We start from the raw sequence: 23789 nt of genomic DNA on the forward strand, positions 1-23789 counted from the left end.
CCCAATGAGAGTCGCAATCCTTCATTACTGGTTTTTGTTGCATGGCGGCGGAGAAAATGTAGTTGAGGCCTTACTGGAGATCTTCCCGGATGCTGACGTGTTTTGCCTTTTCGCGGATGAAGGTAGCTTGCCCAAGGATCTCGCTCCCAGCAAACTGCATCTCTCCGACCTGTCCAGAATTCCGTTCGCGAAAAGGGTCAACCGCGCGATTTTCCCCTTCTACTCGGCGGCGGTGGGCAGCTTCAATTTTCGCGGCTACGACCTGGTGATCTCATCTGACTCGGCACCGGTCAAGGATATCGTCACACCCATAGATACAATTCACATCAGCTACTGCCACACGCCGGGCCGTTTCATATGGGACCTTGCTCCGAACTTCACAGCGGAGTTGCCCTGGTACCTGCGCAGCACCTTTGCGTATGTTGCCTCCCGCGCCCGCACCGCCGATTACGTGGCTGCCCAGCGTGTCACACACTTCGTTGCCAATTCTGAGTACGTGAGAAAGCGGATCGCTCACTACTACGGGAGAGATGCGGCTGTCGTCTATCCTCCGGTTGATACCTCGAAGGGATACATCTCCGAGGACACGGAGGATTACTATCTTTCGGTCGGCCGGCTTGTAGGCACAAAGCGGGTAGACATTCTTATTGAAGCCTTCAACAAGATGAAACGAACACTCTACGTCGTTGGTACGGGAAGAGAAGAGAAGAAACTGCGCGCCATGGCTGGTCCCACCATCAAGTTTTTGGGCCGCGTGTCCGACGAGGAGCTGTGGGATTATTACGCAAGGTGCCGCGCGTTTCTGTTTGCCGCCGATGAGGATTTCGGAATCGTTCCCGTAGAAGCGCAGGCCTTCGGCCGTCCGGTTATCGCATACGGACACGGAGGATCGCTGGAGACGGTACGCGTTGCAGATCGTCTCGGCCACTCCGATACGGGTGTCTTCTTCGATCGTCAGGACGCAGTCTCTGTGATCGAGGCGATTGACCGCTTCGAGGCGCGGGAGCACACGTTCTCTCCTCTCGAAATTCAGAAACATGCGAGAACCTTCGACAAATCGATCTTCAAGAACAGAATCAGAGATGTGATCGATGCCTTCGTCACCGACCCTGGCACCATCCCGGCGGTAACCAGCATCTCGGGGGGGCCGAGCCTTGCCGCTGTGCCCAGCATGATGAGGGTAGCGCGGTGAGGAGACGGGCTCCTGTCTATCTCAAGGTCATCACCTGGGTACTGCTCTTCCCCATGCTCTATTTCGGCGTGCGTGGAATGTTTTCGATTGATCGCGAGGCTTCCAACAACGCAGCCATCGACCCATCAAATGCCACCACCCCGGCGTCGGACACGATGCGTCTCCGCCTAGAACGGGCCGCAGCTTACGGCACATTCTTCGCGGCATTGGTATTCGCATTTCCGGCAGTGAGCCGACTCGCAAGGCGCAACTACATATTGTGGACATTGCCTGCGCTGGCGCTCGCTTCGACATTGTGGTCGCAGGACAGGGTGAAGACTGCGTCCATGGCTATTCTCGCCACCTGCCTGACCGCATTTTCGTTCTACCTCGTGGAGCGCTTCGAACCCGACGAGCTTATCGAATTACTGAATCTTGTTGGGATGATCCTTACGTTTTCGAGCTATCTTATCGTCGCCCTGATTCCTTCCGCGGGCATTCGCTTCATCGATGACTCGCGAGCCTGGCAGGGAATCTTCGTACATAAGAACTACCTCGGCGTTAGCATGGTGTTCTTCCTCGCGATCTCATACTACGCACGGCCACGGACGGCCATTACCCGCGCCCTGCGCGTCTTCTACCAGTTGTCGATGCTTGGTCTGGTCGTTATGTCGCAGTCGCGTACTTCGTGGATTGAACTCGCCCTGCTCTTCCTGTACCTCGGCTTCGAGCATCAGTACATACAGGTGGGGAAAAATGAAAGAGCGCTTCTGCTCGCCGCCGCCGCCGTGATCGCCGTATTGACGGTGTCTTCCCTTATCTACTATGCGTCTACTGTATCGGTGGCCCTGGGCAAGTCTGGCGATCTTACCGGGCGCACAGTAATCTTCCAGGCGCTGCTTCCCGAGATATGGAAGCGGCCTCTCGAGGGCTTTGGCTACCAGGCATTCTTTCTTGGAATGCATGGAGAATCGGCTCACATCGTAATGACCAGGGGCCTGAAAGATGTGAGCAACGCCGAGAACGGCGTGCTGCAGATGTGGCTTGAACTAGGGCTGCTCGGAACAGGCCTGATGCTTTTCATCATTTACAGGGCATGTCGATATGCGATGGCCAGCATGGCTCATCGTCCGTCCCGCTCCATTCGCCTGGCCTGCGCGATGGTGTTTCTTGCAATTCTCGGTACGATGAACGGCGCGAAATTCATGTTCCCGGACAGCATCGACTGGATGCTCTTTGTCGTGTCTTACGTTCAGTTAGCCGAACACGTTCGTCAGCCAAGCATGGCGCTGGCGCGTTCAAGGATGCTTGCATGGTCGTACTGACGGAGGAGATTCGTAAGCTCCGCAGCAGCCGCATGACGAGTAACGCAGCCTGGATGATGCTGGGTCAAGGCGTTAGCGTCGTATTACAGGCAGTTTATTTCGCCATCCTGGCCAGGCTCCTGGGACCGGCAAACTACGGCGTGTACGCCGGCGCATTCGCCTTCACCAATATTGCTTCCCAGTACAGCACTTTGGGAGCAGGCACGGTATTCATGAGATATGTTGCCGGCCGACGCGCTGAGTTTGCTGTTTACTGGGGAAACATTGTCGTACTCACGCTGGTGATCGGCAGCCTGTTGGTCGTTGCACTAGGCGTTGCCGGCCATTACCTGTTGAATCCAGCCAGCGCATCCATCGTGGTGTTGGCAGCTATATCCAATTGCCTGTTCTTTCAGTTCTGCTCCGAGATGGGACGCGTCTTTCAGACCTTCGAGAAGATGCGCTTCACCGCCATGATCAATATGCTGACCAACTTCATGCGGACAGCAACCGCCGGGGCCATGATGTTCACCCTGCATCGTGCGACGGCTTACCAGTGGGCGGTGGCTTCGACCGCCGTGTCCTTTGTCGCCGCATGCATTGCCATCGGTTGCATCACCTACTATTTCGGACCTCCGCGGATTCTGCCCCTGATGTTTCCCAAGCATTCAGGGGAAGGACTTGGTTACGCTTTCGCCGGTTCAACCAGCAGCGCTTACAACGACCTCGACAAGGCCATGCTCAGCCACTACGGCATGAACCTCGCCAATGGCATTTACAGCCTTGCTTATCGTGTCATCGATGTCGCTACCATCCCGATATTGGCGATACGCGAGGCTGCAATGCCCCGGCTGTTTGAGCGTGGCAGGATGGGCACCGGCGCAATGGGTCAGTTATCGCGCGCTCTCCTCTCACGTGCTGTTCCTCTCGGAGCTGCATTGTCGCTGGGCGCGTTTCTGGTCGCGCCGATCCTGCCTCGTGTCGCTGGCCATAACTTCTCTGAAAGTGTTCTCGCACTGCGTTGGCTGGCGATCATTCCTTTGTTCCGAAGCATTCATCAGATGGCAGGCAGCGCTTTGACGGGTTTCGGAATGCAGCGCTATCGCACCACCTCCCAGCTCATCGCGGCCGCTCTCAACTTCATCCTTAACCTCTACCTGATTCCAAGGCATGGATGGCTGGGCGCGGCATGGTCGAGCATCGCGACAGACGGCATGCTCGGCGCATTGAATCTTGCTCTATTGCGAAGGGTGCAACTACGTGCAGCCCGGTGACTCCATGAGTGCCCAGCGACAAACTTCCGATCCGCTTGTCTCGACGCGCCCCGGCAACGCCGCTCGCTCAGAGGCCGCGAAGACCGTCCTCATTTACAGGGATGAACTGCTACCGACCTCCGAGACTTTCATTCAGACACAGGCTGCGGGCCTGCAGCGATATCGCGCACGCTATGTCGGTGTCGTCCGCTCCAGCCCCTCCCTGCCAAATCTGGAAGATGCAGTTCTGGCAATCCCGCCGGCACACCCATCGTTCAAGACGCTTCGCATCGGCTTCTATTACAAGACCGGCTTTGCGCCGCGCTTCTATCGCGAGATCGCCGCATCCGGCCCTTCTCTCATTCATGCGCATTTTGCAGCCAGCGGGCAAAATGCCCTGCGGCTGGCGCGGCGGCTGGGGGTGCCGTTGATCGTCACCCTTCACGGATATGACGTAACCGTGGCGCGTGACTATCGAGCGTTTCTGGGCCAGCTGTGGAAAGACGCTTCCGCCTTTATCTGCGTTTCGGACGCCATCCGGCAGAAGGCTCTGGAGGTGGGTTTCCCCGAAGACAAACTACGTGTTCTCTACAACGGTATTTCTCTTGTGCCTTCTCCACCAACCTACAAAGAACCAGGCATGATCCTGTTCGTAGGCCGGCTCGTAGAAAAAAAAGGTTGCAGCTACCTGCTGCGTGCCATGCGAGCTGTCGCAGAGAAGTGTCCCGAAGCGCGATTGATACTGATTGGCGATGGCCCGCTTCTGGCCGAGTTGAAGAAGGAAGCGAACGAACTGCGAGTCCCTTGCGACTTTCTGGGCAGCCAACCCAAACACATTGTACGTAGATACCAGGAGCGTGCCAGCATTGCATGCGTGCCGAGCGTCACCGCCAGCAACGGAGATTCTGAAGGCCTGCCCACAGTCGTGCTGGAGGCGATGAGGGTCGGGGCCATGGTGGTGGCAACAAACCATAGCGGTATCCCCGAAGCGGTCGTCGATCGATCTACTGGACTGCTCGTTCCTGAAAAATCTTCGGATGCCCTGGCAGAAGCTCTGATTGAAGCGATCCAGAATGAGGATCTGCGCAAACATTGTGTCCGGCAGAGCTTGGTGTCTCTGGAAGCAAGATTCGATGCTGTAAAACAGGCTGCATTGTTGGAACAGATTTATGACGAAGTGATCCATGCGCATCGGTCTGACCTTAGCAGGCGGGGGGCGCTGCGCACCGGCTGATGGAAGCTCTTCTTTCCCAGGTGGTAGTTCGGGCTGAAACTCATTGCGGAGCAATTTCTTGAAAGCGAGTTCTCATACCATGGCCATTGCTCAGGAAGTCGAGCAGATAAGCGTCGCAGTCGCGGCACAAAAGACGAGCAGGGAGACACTTCCTCCCGGCGTTCCATCTCGCCCCGGCAGGCCAGCCTACCGAAAGGATATCGATGGCCTCAGGGCAGTTGCCGTACTGAGCGTCATGGCCTTTCACATGGGGCTGTCAGGGTGTCTTGGCGGATTCGTCGGAGTGGACGTCTTTTTTGTTATCTCCGGGTATCTCATCAGCGCAATCATCGTTTCCGATCTGTCGAGCGGGCGCTTCTCCATAGCCGCGTTTTATGAGCGCCGCATCCGCCGCATCTTCCCGGCTCTCTTTGCAATGCTGATGCTGTTCTCCGCATGCACGCTCTTCACCTTCTTTCGTGTGGAGATGGTGGAGTATGCGAAGTCTCTGCTTGCAGCCGCCACCTCTGTCTCGAATTTCTTCTTCTGGCAGCACTCCGGCTATTTCGATTCTCCGAATTCCTATCCGCTCCTGCATACCTGGTCGCTCGCCGTGGAAGAGCAGTTTTATCTCTGCTTCCCACTACTCCTGCTGCTCATAGATAAGGTGTTTCCGGGTCGCATGCGGGCGACAATAATCGCTCTCTCGGTGTTGTCCTTTGCTTCCAGCGTTGTGTTCGTCTCTTTAAACCCTGTTACGGCCTTCTACATGCCATACACGCGGGCGTGGGAACTTCTGCTTGGCACGCTGCTTGCGACAGGCAACTTTCCCAGACTGCGTGCAGCCTGGCAGCGCAACCTGGCTTCGTTCACAGGACTCGCTTGCATTCTTACTGCCTGCCTGGTTTACCGTCCCACAACTCCATTCCCAGGCTGGAGCGCTCTCCTTCCATGTATCGGCTCGGTGCTGGTCATCCAGGCCGGGCAGGACGGCGATTCGCTCGTTTCGAGATGCCTGTCCTGGAGGCCGCTGGTTTTCATCGGACTCATCTCCTATTCGCTTTATCTGTGGCACTGGCCCATCATCCTTCTGCACAAATCCGGCATTCTCCTTCCAATGACTGCCATGCCTCCTAAGCTGGTAAGTCGAATCGAGCCCAGGCACTTCGATGACATTATTGAGGTCTCGTTGTCGCTGCTCGCTGCCGTACTTTCGTGGAAGTTCATTGAGCAGCCATTCCGCGTCGGACGGTTGCGCTGGTCTGGGAAGCGGCTCTTCGCCTTTGCCGCGGCCGTGGTGATCCTCTGTGTCGCGTTCTCGGCGTCCGCCATCTACACAGGAGGGTTTCCGGGACGCATGCCGGCTGCAGCGGAGCGCATCGCTTCCTATCATTCTCCGCAGGAGCCCTTTCGTCGCGGGAGTTGCTTCATCACTCCCGAATACAGCATGAAAGATTACGACTACCAGAAGTGCCTCCACCTGGATCCGGAAAAGAAGAATTACCTGCTGGTTGGCGACAGTCACTCTGCGGCATTGTGGCCTGGGCTTTCCCAGGGGCTGGTATCGGCAAACGTCATGCAGGCCAGCGTCGCCGCATGCAGGCCTTTCGTGAGTCCGCAGGGCACCGCCGATTGCCGCACTATGACCAGCTACATCTTCCAGACCTTCATTCCGCAGCATCCGGTTGACGGAATTTATCTGCACAACAGGTGGGAATCGCAGGACATTCCTGGACTGACGGAAACCATCCTCTGGGCGAAGCAGAATCACATTCCTGTCGTGCTGTTCGGACCCGTTCCCGAGTATGACGCGCCGTTGTCGCGCCTGCTCGCCTACTCGATCGCTTGGAAAGATCCCAGCTATCCTGCCGAACATCGAATTTCCGAACCTGAAATCATGGACGCGAAACTGCAGGCACTCGCAACAAAGCTGAACGTGCACTATATCTCGCTTTATAAAGCGTTATGCGGCAAGGAGCATTGCGTGGAGTATGTTGATGCTTCGCATCAGACTCCGATCATGGGTGATTCAAACCACTTCACCGAGAGCGGTTCGGTGTATGCAGTTCGCCGAGTCATGGGACTCGGTGAGCTTCCGTAACGGAGACCAACGGGTTTAGCTCTGTCTTGGGAAAGCGTCAAGGACAGATGGGGAGGTCAAGTGCAGAGATTCATCATGGGGAAAGTTGCGGTGGCTGTTGCAATCCTGCTGGCCAGCGGTGTCGCATCGGCTCAGAACGATGGAGGCAAAGACTCTGTCGTAGCCGATGTGAAGGTATCGGTCAGTCCTGGACCAGCATTGCCAGCAAACTTTCTCGGGCTATCCCATGAATGGCCGACGGTGCGCAGCATCATGGGTTATTCGGGCATCGGAGTGAATACGGTTTACAGGCAACTCATTGCCAACCTGACCGCCTACGGCAACGATCCGATTTTCATTCGTATCGGCGGCAACAGCGCGGATACGACCGGCGTACCTGGCGGCGATCGCGTGAAACCGCTGGAAGAGTTCTGGCTGGCAACGCACTCGCCTATCACCCTCGATCTCAACTTCGGGTCGAACGATCTGGAACTGGCCAAGAAGCAGATTCAGTTCTACCTGAGCCAGATGCCTCCTGGTTCCATCAAGGCCTTCGAGATCGGCAATGAGGCTGACGCCTATCCAAAGAGGAAGATGCGTGCCGCGGTCTATCAGGCAAGCGATTACGTCTCCGAATTCGACCAATGGAAGACGGCGATCCTGCCCATGCTGCCAGCCGGGGTCAAATTAGTCGGGCCTTCGTGGTCAACGACAACTCCAGTGCTTGTTGATCAGTTTCTTCCGAAGGAAGCATCGGCCCTCAGTATTTTCAGCGTTCATTACTACGCGGGGAATCCTTACTCTCATCCGCCGCCGGACTACCTGCTCAAACCAGGTGCGGCAACCAATGGGCCGACGCAATTCCAACATGCAATCCAGGCCGCTCACGATCACGGCGTTTTGTTTCGGGTCAACGAATTCGGTTCTTTCTTCGGAGCTGGCGCTCACGGGTTGAGCGATGCTTTCTCCGCCGCTCTATGGTCGATCGACAGCATGTTTGAGTATTGGAAAGCCGGAGCCGACGGTATTGACTGGGAAGCCGATGGAGTCGGGTTCTGCTCACCATTCATCACCGAACGAACCCCGGCACAGCCTCCGTATACCTACACTCTGCAGAGCGCAAGGCCTTACTACTACGGATTACTGTTCTTCCAGGCATCCAGTCCGAAGGGCTCAAGGCTTATGCCGGTGGAAGTGAAGACCTCTGCCAATGTGAAGGTGTGGGCTACGTCTGACAATTCGCATACGGTCCGCGTAGCGATCATCAATAAAGATGAGTCGGCACGAGGGCACATTCACATTCACCTGGCAGGATACAAACAGGCCACGGTGACACGCCTCGTAGCGCCATCGTTCGATGCAATGAATGGTGTGTTGTTTGCGGGGCAGACGCTGGACGGCAGCGAAGACGGAAAGCTGGTTGGACCCAGGCAGTCTGAAACTCTGGTTGGCCATGACGGGGAGTTCGATTTGACCACCGGGGTGACGAGCGCAGCGCTCGTCACCTTCTCCCGGTGATATTGGTTAGGGCCCGGTCTTCAGAGCTACGACTACTTCGAGAAGACAGCCAGAACCGCGCTGGTTGGGGATACAGGGATGAGAAACTGTCCATTGCTTCCCTGGATCGTCTCCTGGGTCTGCGCGCCCTGCGGCGTTCCATCCGTTGTCGTGTCGAACGTCTGACCGCCGATGGTTACACCACTCGTGGACTGGTACGACGTCGCCAGGAGCCGCGTAATTCTGGCGGAGTTGTAGCCAGGCATCGATACGACCACCGGGCCGCTCTGCGACTCGTCCTTGTTGATGATGACCAGGCTGTTCACGCCGCTGGCGTTTACCGTGGCCCAGCACTTCAGGTTTGCGGCCGTGGTGACGGTGGTTGGAAGCAGGCTTGAGTTGCCGCTGGTCGCCTCCTGGAACAGGAGCATGCCATAGTACAGCGGATAAATTCCTACAATGGTGTACGTTGTCACGTTGCCAACCATCGTCCCGTTGAACATGAACGCAGAATCGTAATTGCCGCTGCTTGTCTCCCAGTTCACGCCATCCACACCGACATTGGCGTATTCGAACATCGTATCCATTGCCCAGAGCGCCGACTCGAATGCGTTGCTTATGCCGGGGATGCCGGCTCCGAAGAAGCTGCCGATCTCATCCACGCGGAACTTCTTGCCGGCCGCATGACTCGATGCCACGGCAGCCGCCATTGACTTCGGTCCGTTGGTCGCAAAGGCTGGAGTCAACAGAACGTCCGGTGCAGGGTTGGATGTCGGGCTGCCACCGTAGTAATGCTGAGCGACGACGGAAAGCGATGGGCCGGCGCTGGCCAGAAACGCCGGGAGATTCGTAAGGCTTACGGTCGATGCCCAGGCTGGCGCGGCAAATCCTGTTCCAGGCGGAAGCACCGGCGAAATCGCGCTGCTCCATTGGTTGTAGTCGGTGAGGTAGTCGCTGAAGGTGTAAGTGCTGGCTCTCATGCCATTCGCAAAATACTCATCCGGTTCATTGCCGATCTCCAGAGCTTCGATTGATCCCGGCGGCATGACCGCTGCGTCGTTCTCGGCCTGTGCCAGCGCAAGGGATGGCTCATCCGAGCCCAGGTTAATGCCGAGAATGAGTTTGTTGTGGAGTGCGGCAGCAAGCTCTGCGAGCGGCTCGTCCGTATCCGCCGTCGGCATGGTCGAGACATCAGTGCTGTTGCCTCCCATGCGGACATTTACCGAAGATCCATTGATCGTGAGGTTCTGCAGCATCTGGCGATAGATCTGGTTCACGCCCACTGCCTGCGAACCCATCAAGCGGTACAGGTTGCCCCACTCGTGCGATAGCCCCATAAAGTCAGGCTGGATCTGCGGGCCCGGAGTTGTGCCGACGCTGACGCTGGCCAGCTGCGCGACCTGAATGGAGAACGACTGGGAAGAAGAGAATGTGAATCCGCTCGCCTGATCTGTAACAACAGCCACAGCAGTCACTGGATAAATTCCGCTTAGAGCTCCGGCCGCCAAAGTCAGCGTTAAAGGCCAGGTCACGAGCTTACCCGAGTTGGTGATGACCGGGGTTCCAAATTTCGCGATCACGCCCGCTGGAAGCGCCGATTGGATGCTCGCCTGTACGCCGGACCCCGTTGAAGAGACACTGACGGGATTGAGCGTCGTAGCGGTCACCGACACGTTGCTCGCAACGGAGGGGCTGATATTGACCAGTGATTGAGATACCTGCAGCTGGACTCCGATTGTCGGCAGGACAGTAACGCGAAGATAGCTCACGATGTTCAGGCTGTCTCCGGCGGCCGCCACACTGAAGCTGTAGGTGCCCGGAGTGGCCGTTGAACTCGCCGTCAGCGAAAGCGTTGCCACCCCCGCATCATTGCTCAGTGTCAGGGGATTTTGATTCCACGCGCCGGTCAGTCCAGATGCCAGTCCCGTTGCCGTTAACTTCACTGCGCCGTAGAAGGATCCTCCGCCGGTAAATGAAAAGTTATCCGCTGCCGTTGAGCCCTGGGTAACATAGATCTGCGTGGTGGACGGGGTCATTGTCAGCGTGGGCTTGACATACGTGATCGTAAGCGTGCCGTACTGGCTCACGCTGAACACCTTGCCGGTTTTCGCATCCGTGACCTGGAACTTGACCAGGAACCTTCCCGACCACGCAATCGCCTGCGGGCTTCCAGTCAGGGTGAAGGGAAACGAAACCGTCCCGCTTGAGCTAAGTGTCGGGGTGCCTGCGGTTGCTGTAACTCCTGTAGGAAGCGTAGAGGCCAGCGTTGCGACGCAGCCTGGGGCACCCGGAGCTACCGTTATGCCAGGCAGCAGCTGAGCTGTAAATGAGGATGACGCACTACCCGTCGACTGCATGGTCACGCTTGGCGAAACCGGGACCTGAATGCCGGCTGTTGCTTTCACCGTAAGGTTGAAGCTGTGCGACACTGTCAGCCCGCTGCCGGAAGCAGTCACGGTGAAGGGGTATACGCCCGCCGCCACGGAGACACTCGGCGTTACGGTGAGGGTTGCCGTTCCCTTACCGCCACTGATTGTGACCAGGCTGGAGTTCCAGCCAGCAGTAACACCAACAGGGAGACCGGAGATCGACAACGCCACGTTTCCCTGGAATGAGCCACCGGTCGTAAACGAAAACACGCTGCTTCCAGGCGTTCCCTCGACAGCCGAAGGGCCACTGGCCGAGAAGCTAAGTGATGGAGCCGCAACAGTCTGCGCAGCCGCTGCGATGAAGTCGGAACCAGGAATGGCTACGTTCGTAGGAAGCGCGTAACTGCATGTAGGAAATAAGAGAGCGAATGCAGCGGTTATAGGAAGCAGACGGACAAAAAGGCGCATGTTACCTCCGTAACATATGTCTAGGTCAGGATGAGGACGCTATTGCTGGGCCTTCTCACCCTCGATCACGCGATTCTGGCTGTATCGCAGCTCGACTTATGGTGAGGAAAATTAGGTTGCTGCATCCCTAGGGTAACCATATTGGGTCTTATGTATGGCTAATTTTTGGTTACCGTATGTTACCAACGTGTTTTTTGTGGGATCCGGCGCCTGGCGTCGCGAACACCGATAGTGTTGAGGCATGCACTTGTACAGGACTTATGGAAAAGAAGATAGGCGGCGCATATCTTCTCTTCAGCTCCGAATCTTATGCAGTTACCGGAGTCTTGGAAACCTGGATCAGCAGCCGATACGGAATCGCCCAGCGCCAATCTACAAACAGATTTCAAGGTAAGGAGCCTAAGTCCTATGCGGATCAACTACCTGATTACTGCGTTTGCCAACCAGCTGCATCTACGCAGACTGATGAGCGCGTTGCGAACGAATCATGCAGAGATTCGATTCCTTGTGCACTGGGATAAGAAGATGAGTCCGCCCGACCCCTCGAGCTTCTCTCGTGACGTGCGATTCACTGAGTCCATTCCAGTCTGGTGGGCGGGCTGGAGTCACCAGCAGGCGATCCTCAACCTTGCGCAGGAATCGGTGAAAGAGGGAGCCGACTGGCATGTCCTGCTCAGCGGATCGGATTATCCCCTGCGATCGAATGAAGAGATCATTCATGAACTGCAGAAGGGAATTGAGGTCATCACGCTCAGAAAAGGATTCTTTCCGGACAAGCCGAAGGAGAGAGTCCTGCACTACTATTTCGATAATTTCGACCGGCGGAACAAGAACTTCAGATCAGTCCGTTATCTCGCAATGGAGCGCGTTCTCAAGTCTGTACACACAAGGAAAGCCCCCTTCGAAAACATCTATCACGGAACAACCTGGTGGGCCCTGTCGAATGATTGCCTCTCCTATGTTCTTGACTATCTTCGCAATCACCCGGAGATAACGAACTTCTACAGCAATTCCTTCTGTGCGGAAGAGTCCATGTTCCACACTGTCGTCGGAAATTCCCGCTTCAGTTCGCGCGCAAGGAACGCGTGGATCTATCAGGATTGGTCCGTCAGTCCGGGGCCCGGTCCCCTTACGATGGAGTTTCTGCAATCGATGAGCGATCAGGATCGAGAGCAGTTTTTCTTCGCCAGAAAATTCTCCGATTCCTCCGGGCGCCTGCGCGAATATATCGACCAGTTACGGCACGAGCAACGGATGCCGTTGGCGGCTGCGCGTTAGCCGTCAAGCCTGATTGCGGTCCGTTTATCTTCTTCTTATGATTGGCGTTTAGCTTTTTACTTACTTGGGGTTGATCCTCACGAAGAATTCATAAGGAGATGCTGTACTTGTCCCGCTTCAAATTTCTCATTGCTCTCGCGCTTCTGCATTCTTTTGCAGGTGCATTCGCAGCACCCGCTACGCCCGATCAGCCTCAGGTAGTTCTAAAGGGCACGGTGAGCGGCGACCAGAATCATAAGTTCATCATGCTGCCCTTTACTGTCCCTGCCGGTGTACACCGTCTCACGGTCGATATTCACTATACGGATCGTGAAAAGCAGACGGTTCTGAACACAGAGATATCGGACCCCATCCGTTTTCGCGGCACCAGCGGCAGCAACAAGAATCACTTCACCATCTCCGAGAGTGATGCGACTCCGTCCTTCCTCCCCGGCGCCATTCCAGCCGGCACGTGGACGCTTACGTTTGGCGTTTCGAATATACGCCAGGGGATGACGTCGTCATACGAAGCCGACATCCGCTTCGATAGCCGCATGGACGATAGTTCGTTTACCGATCGTCCACTCGAAACCTCTGACCGCTGGTATCGCGGAGACCTGCACATGCATACCGCCCACAGCGATGGCACCTGCGCGAGCCAGAGCGGCCGCATGGTGCCTTGCCCCGTATTTTCGACCGCAGAGGCGGCCGCAAAGCGTGGACTGGATTTTATTGCGGTCACGGATCACAATGCGACGGCACAATCGAACTCGCTTCGCGAGCTGCAGCCGTACTTCGATCGCCTGCTGTTTATACCCGGCCGCGAAGTCACCACCATGGCAGGTCACACCAACCTGTTTGGAAGCACGCGCTACCTCGACTATCGTGTCGGCGACAGCGCAGTGCCGGACATCAACGCGCTTGCCAGGCAGGCACAATCGCTCGGCGGTATTCTCTCCATCAATCATGCCGATTCGCCTGGTGGCGAGATCTGCCGCGGATGCAGATGGGAGCCGGATCCGCCCGTCGATATGCATCTCATCGCGGCGATTGAAGTCATCAATGGTGGCGATGGGGAAGGTTATTTTCCAAGCTTCAATTTCTGGCAGAAGCAGCTGGAAGCAGGCTATCGGCCCACCGCAATCGGAGGCAGCGACAATCACCGTTCCGATTGGCCGATGCAGAAGACAGGATCGGTCGGCAGCCCGACCACTGTTGTCTATGCCTCAGAGCTTTCCGTTGCTGCGATCCTGGACGGGATTCGCTCAGGTCATGTCTTTATCGATCTCACGGGTTCGACTGACCGTATCCTCGAGCTTCATGCAGCAGACAGCAATGGCACGGCCGCGATGGGAGATGTTCTCGCCGCGAAGGATGGTGAAGACCTGCGCATCTCCATCCACGCTCTTCATTGTTCAGCGGATCGCGTTCGACTGCTCCTCGATGGCAATATACCCATCGCAACCGGCACGGAGATTCTAGGGTCTTCTGACCAGACGGTCACATCCGTTTGGAAGAGCGATGGCAAGCGGCACTGGATCGTCGCTGAGATCGAGGATCAAACTGGTGCCCTCGATCTGCTTGGCAATCCCGTTTATCTGAACTTCTAAAACAGCATTGAATTCTTAAAGACTGTCACGGCTCATTTAGAGCAGTGACGGTCTTTTTATGGTTTTATTAGTTCGAAAGCGGACCGGCAACACTTTATATAACGATGCAAAAACCATGCATGGCTCTGGAAAACAGTACCCAGATCGCAGGCTTCTATCTATATAAATCAGCTCAATACGGGGCCGCATCCGTTAATTTAAGTGACATCAAACAAGAGTTAGATAAAAAGCCGTACTGGGGTTGTATCGCGGACATTAGCTGTTTCAATCTCACGATACAATTGCGGCATGGCATTCGACAGGGTAGTAATGATCGCTTCCATAGATGAGGAGATTGCCCGCCTTGAGGAGATAAAGTCACTTCTCGATGCGAGCTATTCCACTGCAAAAGTCAGAAAGCAACATTCGATATCAGTTGAGGGAAGGGAACGAATTGCTGAAGCCCAGCGAAGAAGATGGGCGAGGGATAAGTCGCTTAAGGATTGATGATAGTGAGGTTTCTTAAAAACACGCTATAATTTCGCACATGTCCCAGGTCCCCGACCCTGACCTTGCCCTGATAGCTGCGATCGAAGAAGAAATAGTGCGCTTAGAGCAATCTAAGTCGCTGGTCGAAGCAAACCTGCTCTGGGAAGTGAAAGGATCTCTGCCTGATTGCGCCCAGCGCAATCCTTCATATCAAAAATTGTGCAGGCAGTATGGCCTGGATCGAAAAAGAATCTAAGAAGAACTCATCTGGTAATACCTGAACTAACCTGAATTTATCCGCGTAAAACTGCTGGCGCTTTTGTCGTCAGCCCTGCCTGAATCGCGTCTTTTGAATGGCTGATGTTCGCCGTACAACGGCCTGACGCTGCGATGCCATCTGTGTTGATATCTTCGATGCGATCTTCCGGGAATCCTGTTGTGGTCAAAGAGCGTGGAACCGTCTCCCTCGAAGGATTTCAAGCCTCATTTCCAGCCGAGGCGACTATAGGTATGCCCACATGAGCGCAACGACAAGCAAAAACTCCCGTGCCAGGGCTATCGCGGCATCCAAACAGTTCGCAGTAACGGATTCGCGCCATGATGCGTTTGGAGCCTTTGCTGCCAGGGCCTCTTCCTGGCTGGGCTCCAAGTGGGCCTTTCTCGGAGCGATACTGATCATCGTCATCTGGGCCTGCAGCGGGCCGTTGTTTCATTTCTCTGACACCTGGCAACTGGTGATCAACACCGGCACAACCATCGTGACCTTCCTCATGGTGTTTCTCATCCAGAACACCCAGAACCGCGATGCGAAAGCCATCAATCTTAAGCTGAATGAGCTGATCTATGCCACTGATGCAGCCGGCGACCAGATGCTCGATATTGAAAAACTGAGCGACGAAGAATTGAACAAGATGCAGGCCCGATACGAGCAGATCCGCGCGGAGTGCATTCGGCGGGAAGGGAAGATCTCGCAATCTTGAATCGCACCAACCCTCCCGGCTGAACAAACTCATCCTCTTCTGGTTCCAACAAAAGTGTGCTCATGCATTACCTCCTCGAACCTGTCTGTCTGTAGACTGATCCCACCGAAGATCATCAATGACATTACAACTGGCGACAGAAGGAGACCGGAACCATGCCCGACGATGAATTGCTGGGAGGCAGGAAGCATCATGACGTAGCGCGTAGAGAACTGCTGAAGAGTGCTGCTGCTTTCGGTCTGACTATCACGATGGCGAAGCCGCTTGCAGCATGGGGAGCCGTAGAGGCACACAGCGCGCGTAGCGGACAAACGCTGGCCTATGTGGGGACATACAGCAGTTCCCTCGATAGCGGAGCGGGCAATGGCAAGGGCATTTATCTTTTCGAGGTAAACGATGCAACCGGCGAACTCACGCCGCTGGGTCTTGCCGCTGAGCTGCGTAACGCATCTTGGATCGAGTTCGATCGTTCGCGCAGATTTCTTTACGCACTCAGTGAGGTCGCAGACTTCGGCCGCGGTACCGGATCGGTAAGCGCGTTTGCTGTCGATCGCCCGACAGGCAAGCTGCAGCTGCTCAACACCGTCAGCTCCGAAGGAATTGGGCCTGCCCATCTGAGCCTCGATGCTACCGGCAAGTATCTCTTCGTCGCGAATTATGTCGGGGGCAATGCGGCCGTGCTGCCGATTCACGCAGACGGCACACTGGGCAGCGCGACGGATGTACACCAGGATGAGGGATCGCTCGGAAGCAAGGCGGCGGCGCGCGCGCCTGACGGAAGCTTCGCGATCAGCGGCCACGACAAAACTCACGCGCACATGATTCAGCCTGATCCATCCAATCGCTTCGTGCTGCAGACAGATCTCGCGCAGGATCGTATCTATGTGTGGCGTTTTGACCCGGTAAATGGCAAGCTCGAGCCATCGAGCGCGAATCCCTTTGTAACGCTGCCATCGGGCGATGGCCCGCGCCATTTTGCCTTCCATCCCAATGGCCACTGGATGTATTCGCTGCAGGAGGAGGCGTCGACAATTGTCTTCTTCCACTTCGATCCGTCAACCGGCAGGCTGGTTACGCAGCAGACACTCTCGACATTGCCAAGGGGCTTCAAGGGGACAACCTTCACCTCTGAAATCCTTATCTCTAAGGACGGCCGCTTTATCTACGCAGCGAACCGGCTTCACGATACCATCGCAATCTTTTCGATCGCAGGGGATGGCCGCCTTACCTACATCACCGAAACGTCGACCCTTGGCGACTATCCGCGCTACATCGGCATGCATCCTGATGGGAGATTCCTGTACGCGACAAATCAGAGGAGCGATGCGATTACGGCTTTCAACGTCGATAAGCAGACCGGCCTGTTGCGCTTTACCGGACGGTACACCGCTGTCGGCAGCCCTGCGTGCATCGTCTTTTTGCGCTAGAGTCGAACGTGGAGTTGTTTATGCGCAAAGGAAAATTCTTATTCAAGTTGTTGCCTGGAATTGTAGGCACAGTGTTCACGTTACCCATTTTGGCCCAGACGTCTACCCCGCTTTCCTACGATTGTCATCGCACCTCGAGGCCGATCCATATCGATGGAAAGCTGGATGACGCGGCTTGGCAGAAAGCTCAGTGGACAACCGATTTCGTGGATATCGAGGGCGACAAACAGCCGCGTCCAAAGTACCGGACACGGGTGAAGATGCTTTGGGATGATCACTATCTCTATATCGCCGCGGAACTGGAAGAGCCGGATGTCAAGGCGACTCTGACGCAGCATGACTCGGTGATCTTCCACGACAACGACTTCGAAGTTTTTGTGAAGCCGCTGCCTTCAACAGAGAGTTATTACGAGTTTGAGATCAACGCGCTCAATACTGGCTGGGACCTGTTTCTGCCAAAGCCGTACAGCGAAAATGGCAAGCCCGACAACAGCTGGGATATCGAAGGCCTCAAGACTGCAATATCAGTACAGGGGACGCTGAACAACTCCAGCGATAGGGATCGTGGCTGGACGGTAGAGATTGCTTATCCGCTGGATGCGTTTGCCTCGCGGCAGACCGTGCCGCACCCGCAGCCAGGTACTGTGTGGCGGATCAACTTCAGCCGTGTGGAGTGGACCAAGGGCAAGCCAAAGGAAGACAACTGGGTGTGGTCTCCACAGGGAGTCATCAATATGCATGTGCCCGATCGCTGGGGATATCTGCATTTCGCCGGCAAGCCCAAGTAGAAACCGCCAGGTTTCTACTTGGGCTCGGGGCGTCGTTATTTCTTCATGCGGGAAATTGCCATGGGGCGCGGTAAGGCCGCGAGAGCAGCTCGCTTGCGGCGTTGTCGTTCAGGATCTTCTCGTTCTCAACGTCCCATTGGATCTTCCGCCCCACCAGCATCGATATGAGTCCGAGATGCCCCGGAAGCGTTGAGTGATGCGCTGTTTCTACCGGTGTGATGGTAGGCTTGCGCGATTTGACGCTGTCGAGGAAATTGCGCCGGTGTTCGGATGACTCGTAGAGCTTCACCTTGCGAAGATCTTCGGGCAGCGTGTCACCCTGCAACCACGCTGGATTCGACGCGTCGAATCCAGACCGGTCCACCCAGACCCAGCCGTCTGTTCCGATCCATTTTGTTCCCATGGCGATTGCAGGCGAGCCGCCTGCAATGGTTATGTTTACGTCGCAAGGGTACTTCGTCACTTCCTTACGATATTTGCATTCAATGTGATATTTGCTCGCCGTGTTCCAAACAGCATTCGCAGGCGGGAACTCGGCATGCCCATCGATCTCCGAAGGTCCGGTCGAATCGAATCCCAGCCCCCAGTGTGCGATGTCGCCGTGATGACCGATCCAGTCCATCAGCTGTCCGCCGCCGGTGTTGTAGTTCCAGCGCCAGTTCTGGTAGACACGCGCATCGATGTAAGGCTCGGCCTTCGAGGGGCCAAGCCACATTTCGTAGTCGAAGTTCGGCGGAGGCTGGGTGATCGCCAGGTTCCATGCGGGCGTTCCGGGCACAATCTGGGTTGGGTCACTGATCTTGTCGGGCAACGAAGACAGCCGTTCCAGCAAAGGAGGAACGGTGCCGGGGAAGTCATGGTGACCCTCCGGCAGTCCGATCTCGACACGCACAACATTGCCGATAAGACCGTTGCGGACGATTTCCGCGGCCTTATGAAACACCGGAGTCGACCGCTGCCATGAGCCGGTCTGCCAGATAACCTTATTCTTCTGGACGGCTCTCACGATAGCCTGCTGCTCCGCCACAGTGCGTGCGAGCGGCTTCTCGCCGTAGATGTCCTTCTTTTTCGCCGCGGCATCCGTCGCGATCAATGCGTGCCAGTGATCGGGCACCGCGATCATGATCGCATCGACATCTTTTCTTTCCAGCAGTTCCCGATAATCGCGAAATGCCTTGCAGTCCTGGTTCCCATAGTGCTGGTTGACGGTATTTACCGCTTCCTGCAGGTGATCCTTGTCGAGGTCGCAGGCGGCAACCACCTGGCAGTCTCCCTGCGCCAGGAATGCCTTGGTGTTGGATGGGCCCATCATGCCCCATCCGATTACACCGACCGTGATGCGGTTCGAAGCGGAGGCGCGGCTTGTCTGTGCCTGCTCCGTCTGGGCCCAGACGCTTCCGGGCGCCAGCATCGCGGCTCCCGCTCCCTTTAGAAAAGTACGACGTGTAGGTAGTGCAGCCATGCCTGAATTGGCAAAGTGATTCTTCACTATGGACTCCCGGGTCAAAGTAACTGCTGAAGCGTGCGCACTACGACGTCCCCGCGCAAGCTCGCACATTATAGTCCGGAGAATCTTTCATGAGGAACAGCAAATCGTTGTCCTAAAGGGAGTTCATTCGATACGCAGCGCCTTGACGGGATCGATCGAGGCCGCGCGCCGCGCCGGGATGAGGCCGGCGATGGCAGCCGTCAGCGCGAGCACCGCAATCGCCACAAACATAACCGTCAGGTTCACGCTGGTGATGTCGTAAAGCTGAGACTTCACATAGCGGACGCAGAAGATCGCCACCGGAATGCCGATCGCGAGGCCGGCGACGGTCTGCATCATGGCACCGCGCATAACCCCGGCAACGACGCGGCTGCGCGCTGCCCCCAGCGCCATGCGGATGCCGATCTCCGGAGTGCGCCGGACGACCGTGTAAGCGGTCACACCGTAGAGGCCGATGGCGGCAAGCAGCAAAGCAAGCAGGCCGAAGAGAGAAGTAAGGCGCGCAATGAGGCGTTCATCGATAAAGCGATCGTCGATCTGCTGCTGAAAGGTTTGAAACTTCACGACGGTGAGGTTGGGGTTGATGCTGGCAAGGGTGTCGTCCACGACTTTTTCAAACCCGGCGATGGGGTGAGCGGTCTGGATGACCAGCGCACCGGCGTACATCGATTGATCTTTTTCGAGAGGCTCGTTCGGGTCGCCAATGCTGCCGGCGCGCTGCGTCAGCGGTAGAAAATACATGGCGTGGTTTTTCCAGTAGATGCTGGAATAGGTGGTGTCTTCCACCACGCCTACAATCTGGTGCGCCCCATCCATGCCGGCCTCGCCCGGCCCTGAAAAGCCGAAGCTGTGGCCGATAGGGTTGCGCTTGCCGAAGAACTGCTTGACGAACTCCTGGTTAACCACTGCGACAGGCTGCGAATTCAGCGTGTCATGAAGGGTGAAGCCGCGACCCATCACGACATGGGTGCCAACCGAATCGAAATACTCCGGGGTGCCTTTCACCCAGGATGCGCCCTTATTCTGGTCCGGCTCGCCCTGGATCTTTACGCCCGATCCCCAGTTGTTTGCCTCCATCGGCGTGTAGGTAGCAAGGCCAACCTTGAGAACGCCCGGCAAGCCATGGAAGCGATCCACGATGGTCTGGTAGAGAATCTCAACCTCCGTGTTCTTATAGCCCGCTGCCTGCGGATTGATGTGAGCGATGTAACGGTTCCTCGTGTCCAGCTTCATGTCCGTGTTCTCGGCCTTGTTCAGGCTCTGCACAAAGAGGCCGGCGGCAACCAATAGAACGAGGGAGAGCGCTGCCTGCAGTACGACAAGTGCCCGTTGCAGAAACGAGGCTCCGTGAGCGGTCGTACGCGCGTTCGAGCGCAGCGCCTCCGCCGGATACGTGCGTGCAGCCATCAATGCGGGAGCGAGGCCGAAGAGGACTCCGGTAACCAGCGAAAGCGCAAAGGCAAAGCCGATGACCAGCGGCGATGGCGAGGCTGTTACCGGCATGTTTTGCTGGTTGGGAAAGGCCAGAGCCAGGAGCGCATGCGCTCCGACATAGGAGACGATGAGGCCAAGCAGTCCGCCCATGGCCGAAAGAAGTACGCTTTCCGTAAGGAACTGGCGCACGATACGGCTGCGCTGCGCACCCAGTGCCGAGCGGATGGAAAGCTCAACCCGTCGGCTCATGCCGCGCACCAGCAGCAGGTTGGCGATATTGGCGCAGGCGACCAGAAGCACCATCGCCGCGATCCATTGCAGCAGCTTCAGATGATCCCTGTAACCCGCCTGCATATTCTGGATGCCGCCGCCGCCGGGCGAGAGCACCACATGAGTGCGGGCGAGAGACTGCTTCGCGCGCGGATCGCTATAAGTCTTGAGCGGAGTAAATTCCTGCTTGAGCAGCGCGCTGGTTTTGGCTTGCAGCGCCGGCAGGGAAGTTCCTGGTTTCACGCGGCCGATGATGTAAGCCCACCGGCTGTCGGGGTCATTGAAATAGGGCGCCCCAGTCACGGAATCCATAAGGTTCATGGGAAGAAAGTACTTTGGCGGATTGGTATCGATGCGGTCGCCGTAGAATCCCTTGGGCGCGACGCCGATGATTGTTGCCGGTTTTGTATTGATGTAAAACGAGCTCCCGACAACGCTCGGATCGCCGCCGTAGTCCTGCTGCCAGGCGTCATAGCTCATCACGGCGGTGATGGGAGCGCCCTTCTGGTCGTCGGAGTCGGTGAGCAGGCGTCCCACCTCAGGAGAAAGACCAAAGACTCGGAAATAATTGCCGGAAACGAATGTCCCCATCACAGACTTCGCCACCGTCTGCGGGCCGGCCCGGCGGACAGTGATCGGCCGCCACGCATAACCGGATTCCATCGCTGCCAGTTCCTCGAACTCGGGCAGGTTTTTCTTGAACGTGTAGTACGTGTCGGTGGCGAACAGGGAGTACGCCCCGTTGTCGTCCCAGCCTCCGTTCACGCAGCAGTCGTCCCTGTCGCCGATTCGTATGAGGGTCTTGGGATCCACGACCGGCAGGTTGTGAAGCAGGATCGCATTGACGAGGGTGAAGATAGCCGAATTGGCTCCAATGCCAAGCGCGAGAGTAAGCAGCACGGTAGCCGTAAATCCGGGCGTCTTTCTCATTTGCCGTAATGCGTAACTCAGATCCTGCAGCAGAACTTTCATCGCCTCTCCTTCGCGTACCTGGCCCTGCACAGATAGCAAGCATCTTAAGTGCCACAGTCGTCCTGCGCCACGCACTTCAATAGACAGGCCGTCGATCTTAACGTAACAGCTGCATTTTTTCGTTGCAGGTCTCCCCTCTGCACGCTTCCACCCCGGTCGAAAGACGGTCTGGATGTCCGCAATCGGACGGCCGATTCCATGAATGGACAGTGATTGCAGGGAAGCGCTGACGGAAACCTTTCAGAAGAAAGGCGGTTCCCGTTTCAAATCAGGCCATGAATTTGGCACGCGAAATGCGAAAACGAGGGGCAAATCTGTACAGGGGGGGGCCCTCATGGCAGTTTACGAGCGAACCAAGGACTTCATCTCCGCACCCTTCAGCGCCAGCATTATTACCGAGCGCCAGCGTGCGGGATGGCAAATGATATCGATTGAGTGGAGACGGGAACTGCCCGCCTCCGAGATGCCGAGTGAAGTCAATTCGGATCAGATTCCCTACGGCCTTCGCATCTCCGACGATTGCAAGCGTCTGGAGGTGGACCCCTATGAAAATGCGGTCATGTTGCAGATGATGGACCTGCTGGTGCAGGACTTCTCTTATGCGAGGATAGTCAGCGATCTCAACGAGAGGGGGCTGCGTATGCGAAACGGAGCTCCCTGGGACCGGGTTTCTGTCTTCCAGATGATGCCCCGTCTTATCGAAGCGGGACCGCGCCTGTTCGCCGACGATCGGTGGCGGGAGCTGCAGAAACACTCAAGCCCGGGCGATCCGGGTAATCGATACTAGTCCCGCCCGGCTCGGCAGAGGCAGCTTCGCATCAAGGCTGGGTGCGGAATAATCTCTTGTACTCGAAGTACATGCTCGCTCTCCAGGTCAGGATCATGCCGAAGGCGAGAATGAAGAACAGCCCTGCCGTCTGCTGCAGCGAGATGATCCGTCCGATATAGTCGCGTGCCAGGTAACGGACGGCGGCAAGCACCAGCACAACCGCGAAGAAAATCTTCGAGCGGCGCATCAGTACCGTCTCTCCCTCGAGAACCAGGCGCGAGGTGCGGATCAGGGGATAAGAGAGCAGCAGAGACCCGATAAGAAACGCCCCCAGCGCCCAGGTCAGGGGCACTCGAAATGCGGGCACGAAAAACATGGAGAAGCCTGTCGCCATACCCAGCGGAGGAATGACGATTGTCTTCATGGTGACGGGGCGACGGCCTTCGCGCAATCGCCAAAGCAGCACGGCAAAAAGGCCCAGAACGGCGCCGACAGCGGATGTACCCGGAGCAAACAGCATTTCCTCCTATAGTACCTGCCATCCCCTCGGTTCGCGTGAGCTGCCCGTAAGCCGATCTTCTCGGCTACAGGCCCCAGTGCTACGATTGCCGGGTGTTCAACTTTGGCAAACCCAAAACCGCGGGCGACTGGATCGTCCATGTCATCGGTGCTCTCATCGCACTCTTCCTGATCTGGTGGCTGCTGCACTTCATTCTCGGCATCTGAGGTCGTTCTTAGCCGTGAACTGAAACTGCGCTGCCCGGACTTCGCATCCAAGTGTCCGAGCGCCCCTGGCGACGCCAATCGGATCACGAGGAGAATCCCCATGTCTGAACAAAAGAAGTGTCCCCATCCAGCCTGCAGCTGCATTCTTGGAAAGGGCCAATCCTATTGCAGTGCCTATTGCGAGGGCGCAAAGGGAACGACAACCGTCCTCTGCGAGTGCGGACATGCCGGCTGCAAAGGCGAA

17 protein-coding genes are annotated in these 23789 nt (G+C 56.5%); 13 read left to right on the forward strand and 4 right to left on the reverse strand.

Annotated elements, in window-relative coordinates; genetic code table 11:
- The first annotated feature begins 4 nt into the window (after positions 1-4).
- The 6 genes from LJD29_RS16660 to LJD29_RS16685 are packed head-to-tail and all read left to right on the forward strand — an operon-like array spanning position 5 to position 8539.
- Positions 5-1192 carry a glycosyltransferase gene (locus LJD29_RS16660; protein ID WP_446742686.1) on the forward strand — a complete coding sequence of 396 codons (1188 nt, stop codon included), beginning with the start codon at positions 5-7 and terminating at the stop codon, positions 1190-1192.
- A complete protein-coding gene (locus tag LJD29_RS16665; RefSeq protein ID WP_446742687.1) occupies positions 1189-2496 on the forward strand; it encodes an O-antigen ligase family protein in 1308 nt (435 codons plus the stop codon). Before LJD29_RS16660 ends, LJD29_RS16665 begins: the two co-directional genes overlap by 4 nt.
- Positions 2484-3749, forward strand: coding sequence for a flippase (locus LJD29_RS16670; RefSeq protein ID WP_446742688.1), 1266 nt, complete (start codon positions 2484-2486; stop codon positions 3747-3749). The genes LJD29_RS16665 and LJD29_RS16670 overlap by 13 nt, the downstream gene beginning before the upstream one ends.
- A gap of 4 nt (positions 3750-3753) precedes the next feature.
- Complete coding sequence (locus LJD29_RS16675; protein WP_446742689.1) at positions 3754-4962, forward strand: glycosyltransferase; 1209 nt, start codon at positions 3754-3756, stop codon at positions 4960-4962.
- A gap of 58 nt (positions 4963-5020) precedes the next feature.
- On the forward strand, positions 5021-7042 hold the full coding sequence (locus LJD29_RS16680) for an acyltransferase family protein (protein ID WP_446742690.1): 2022 nt from the start codon (positions 5021-5023) through the stop codon (positions 7040-7042).
- 60 nt (positions 7043-7102) lie between these two features.
- Complete coding sequence (locus LJD29_RS16685) at positions 7103-8539, forward strand: glycosyl hydrolase family protein (RefSeq protein ID WP_446742691.1); 1437 nt, start codon at positions 7103-7105, stop codon at positions 8537-8539.
- A gap of 32 nt (positions 8540-8571) precedes the next feature.
- On the opposite strand, the gene LJD29_RS16690 is transcribed toward LJD29_RS16685, so the two are convergent.
- Positions 8572-11355: a glycosyl hydrolase family protein gene (locus LJD29_RS16690; protein ID WP_446742692.1), complete on the reverse strand. Its 2784-nt coding sequence runs from the start codon at positions 11353-11355 to the stop codon at positions 8572-8574.
- Positions 11356-11763: 408 nt separating this feature from the next.
- Between LJD29_RS16690 and LJD29_RS16695 the strand changes: the two genes are divergently transcribed.
- The 6 genes from LJD29_RS16695 (at position 11764) to LJD29_RS16720 (ending at position 17885) form a co-directional block, all read left to right on the forward strand.
- Positions 11764-12633 (forward strand): beta-1,6-N-acetylglucosaminyltransferase, encoded by an 870-nt coding sequence (locus LJD29_RS16695; protein ID WP_446742693.1) that lies wholly within the window; start codon positions 11764-11766, stop codon positions 12631-12633.
- A 107-nt stretch (positions 12634-12740) separates the two neighbouring features.
- Entirely contained in the window at positions 12741-14222 is a 1482-nt protein-coding gene (locus LJD29_RS16700) for a CehA/McbA family metallohydrolase (RefSeq protein ID WP_446742694.1), read from the forward strand.
- A 288-nt stretch (positions 14223-14510) separates the two neighbouring features.
- Positions 14511-14708 (forward strand): hypothetical protein, encoded by a 198-nt coding sequence (locus tag LJD29_RS16705; protein ID WP_446742695.1) that lies wholly within the window; start codon positions 14511-14513, stop codon positions 14706-14708.
- 500 nt (positions 14709-15208) lie between these two features.
- Positions 15209-15670: a low affinity iron permease family protein gene (locus LJD29_RS16710; protein ID WP_446742696.1), complete on the forward strand. Its 462-nt coding sequence runs from the start codon at positions 15209-15211 to the stop codon at positions 15668-15670.
- A gap of 155 nt (positions 15671-15825) precedes the next feature.
- Entirely contained in the window at positions 15826-17097 is a 1272-nt protein-coding gene (locus LJD29_RS16715) for a lactonase family protein (protein ID WP_446742697.1), read from the forward strand.
- 89 nt (positions 17098-17186) lie between these two features.
- The gene (locus LJD29_RS16720) at positions 17187-17885 is read left to right on the forward strand and encodes a carbohydrate-binding family 9-like protein (protein WP_446742698.1); all 699 of its coding nucleotides are present in this window, start codon (positions 17187-17189) and stop codon (positions 17883-17885) included.
- Positions 17886-17928: 43 nt separating this feature from the next.
- Here LJD29_RS16720 and LJD29_RS16725 read toward each other — a convergent pair whose 3' ends face one another.
- Positions 17929-19374, reverse strand: coding sequence for a Gfo/Idh/MocA family protein (locus LJD29_RS16725; RefSeq protein WP_446742699.1), 1446 nt, complete (start codon positions 19372-19374; stop codon positions 17929-17931).
- Between the two features lie 123 nt (positions 19375-19497).
- Positions 19498-22050 carry an ABC transporter permease gene (locus LJD29_RS16730; RefSeq protein ID WP_446742700.1) on the reverse strand — a complete coding sequence of 851 codons (2553 nt, stop codon included), beginning with the start codon at positions 22048-22050 and terminating at the stop codon, positions 19498-19500.
- A 334-nt stretch (positions 22051-22384) separates the two neighbouring features.
- On the opposite strand from LJD29_RS16730, the gene LJD29_RS16735 reads away from it, so the two are divergent.
- The gene (locus LJD29_RS16735; RefSeq protein ID WP_446742701.1) at positions 22385-22837 is read left to right on the forward strand and encodes a recombinase family protein; all 453 of its coding nucleotides are present in this window, start codon (positions 22385-22387) and stop codon (positions 22835-22837) included.
- A 31-nt stretch (positions 22838-22868) separates the two neighbouring features.
- Here the strand turns inward: LJD29_RS16735 and LJD29_RS16740 are convergent, their stop codons facing one another.
- Positions 22869-23339: a CcdC family protein gene (locus LJD29_RS16740; protein WP_446742702.1), complete on the reverse strand. Its 471-nt coding sequence runs from the start codon at positions 23337-23339 to the stop codon at positions 22869-22871.
- Between the last annotated feature and the right edge of the window lie 450 nt (positions 23340-23789).

The sequence above is a fragment of the Silvibacterium acidisoli genome (genome assembly GCA_022870745.1).
Classification (GTDB): domain Bacteria; phylum Acidobacteriota; class Terriglobia; order Terriglobales; family Acidobacteriaceae; genus Silvibacterium.

Bases quoted from the DNA above. Each gene is read 5' to 3' on its own strand.
- LJD29_RS16660 (WP_446742686.1), top strand. From the start codon at position 5: ATGAGAGTCGCAATCCTTCATTACTGGTTTTTGTTGCATGGCGGCGGA.
- LJD29_RS16670 (WP_446742688.1), top strand. From the start codon at position 2,484: ATGGTCGTACTGACGGAGGAGATTCGTAAGCTCCGCAGCAGCCGCATG.
- LJD29_RS16675 (WP_446742689.1), top strand. From the start codon at position 3,754: ATGAGTGCCCAGCGACAAACTTCCGATCCGCTTGTCTCGACGCGCCCC.
- LJD29_RS16690 (WP_446742692.1), bottom strand. From the start codon at position 11,355: ATGCGCCTTTTTGTCCGTCTGCTTCCTATAACCGCTGCATTCGCTCTC.
- LJD29_RS16695 (WP_446742693.1), top strand. From the start codon at position 11,764: ATGCGGATCAACTACCTGATTACTGCGTTTGCCAACCAGCTGCATCTA.
- LJD29_RS16705 (WP_446742695.1), top strand. From the start codon at position 14,511: ATGGCATTCGACAGGGTAGTAATGATCGCTTCCATAGATGAGGAGATT.
- LJD29_RS16710 (WP_446742696.1), top strand. From the start codon at position 15,209: ATGAGCGCAACGACAAGCAAAAACTCCCGTGCCAGGGCTATCGCGGCA.
- LJD29_RS16715 (WP_446742697.1), top strand. From the start codon at position 15,826: ATGCCCGACGATGAATTGCTGGGAGGCAGGAAGCATCATGACGTAGCG.
- LJD29_RS16730 (WP_446742700.1), bottom strand. From the start codon at position 22,050: ATGAAAGTTCTGCTGCAGGATCTGAGTTACGCATTACGGCAAATGAGA.
- LJD29_RS16735 (WP_446742701.1), top strand. From the start codon at position 22,385: ATGGCAGTTTACGAGCGAACCAAGGACTTCATCTCCGCACCCTTCAGC.
- LJD29_RS16740 (WP_446742702.1), bottom strand. From the start codon at position 23,339: ATGCTGTTTGCTCCGGGTACATCCGCTGTCGGCGCCGTTCTGGGCCTT.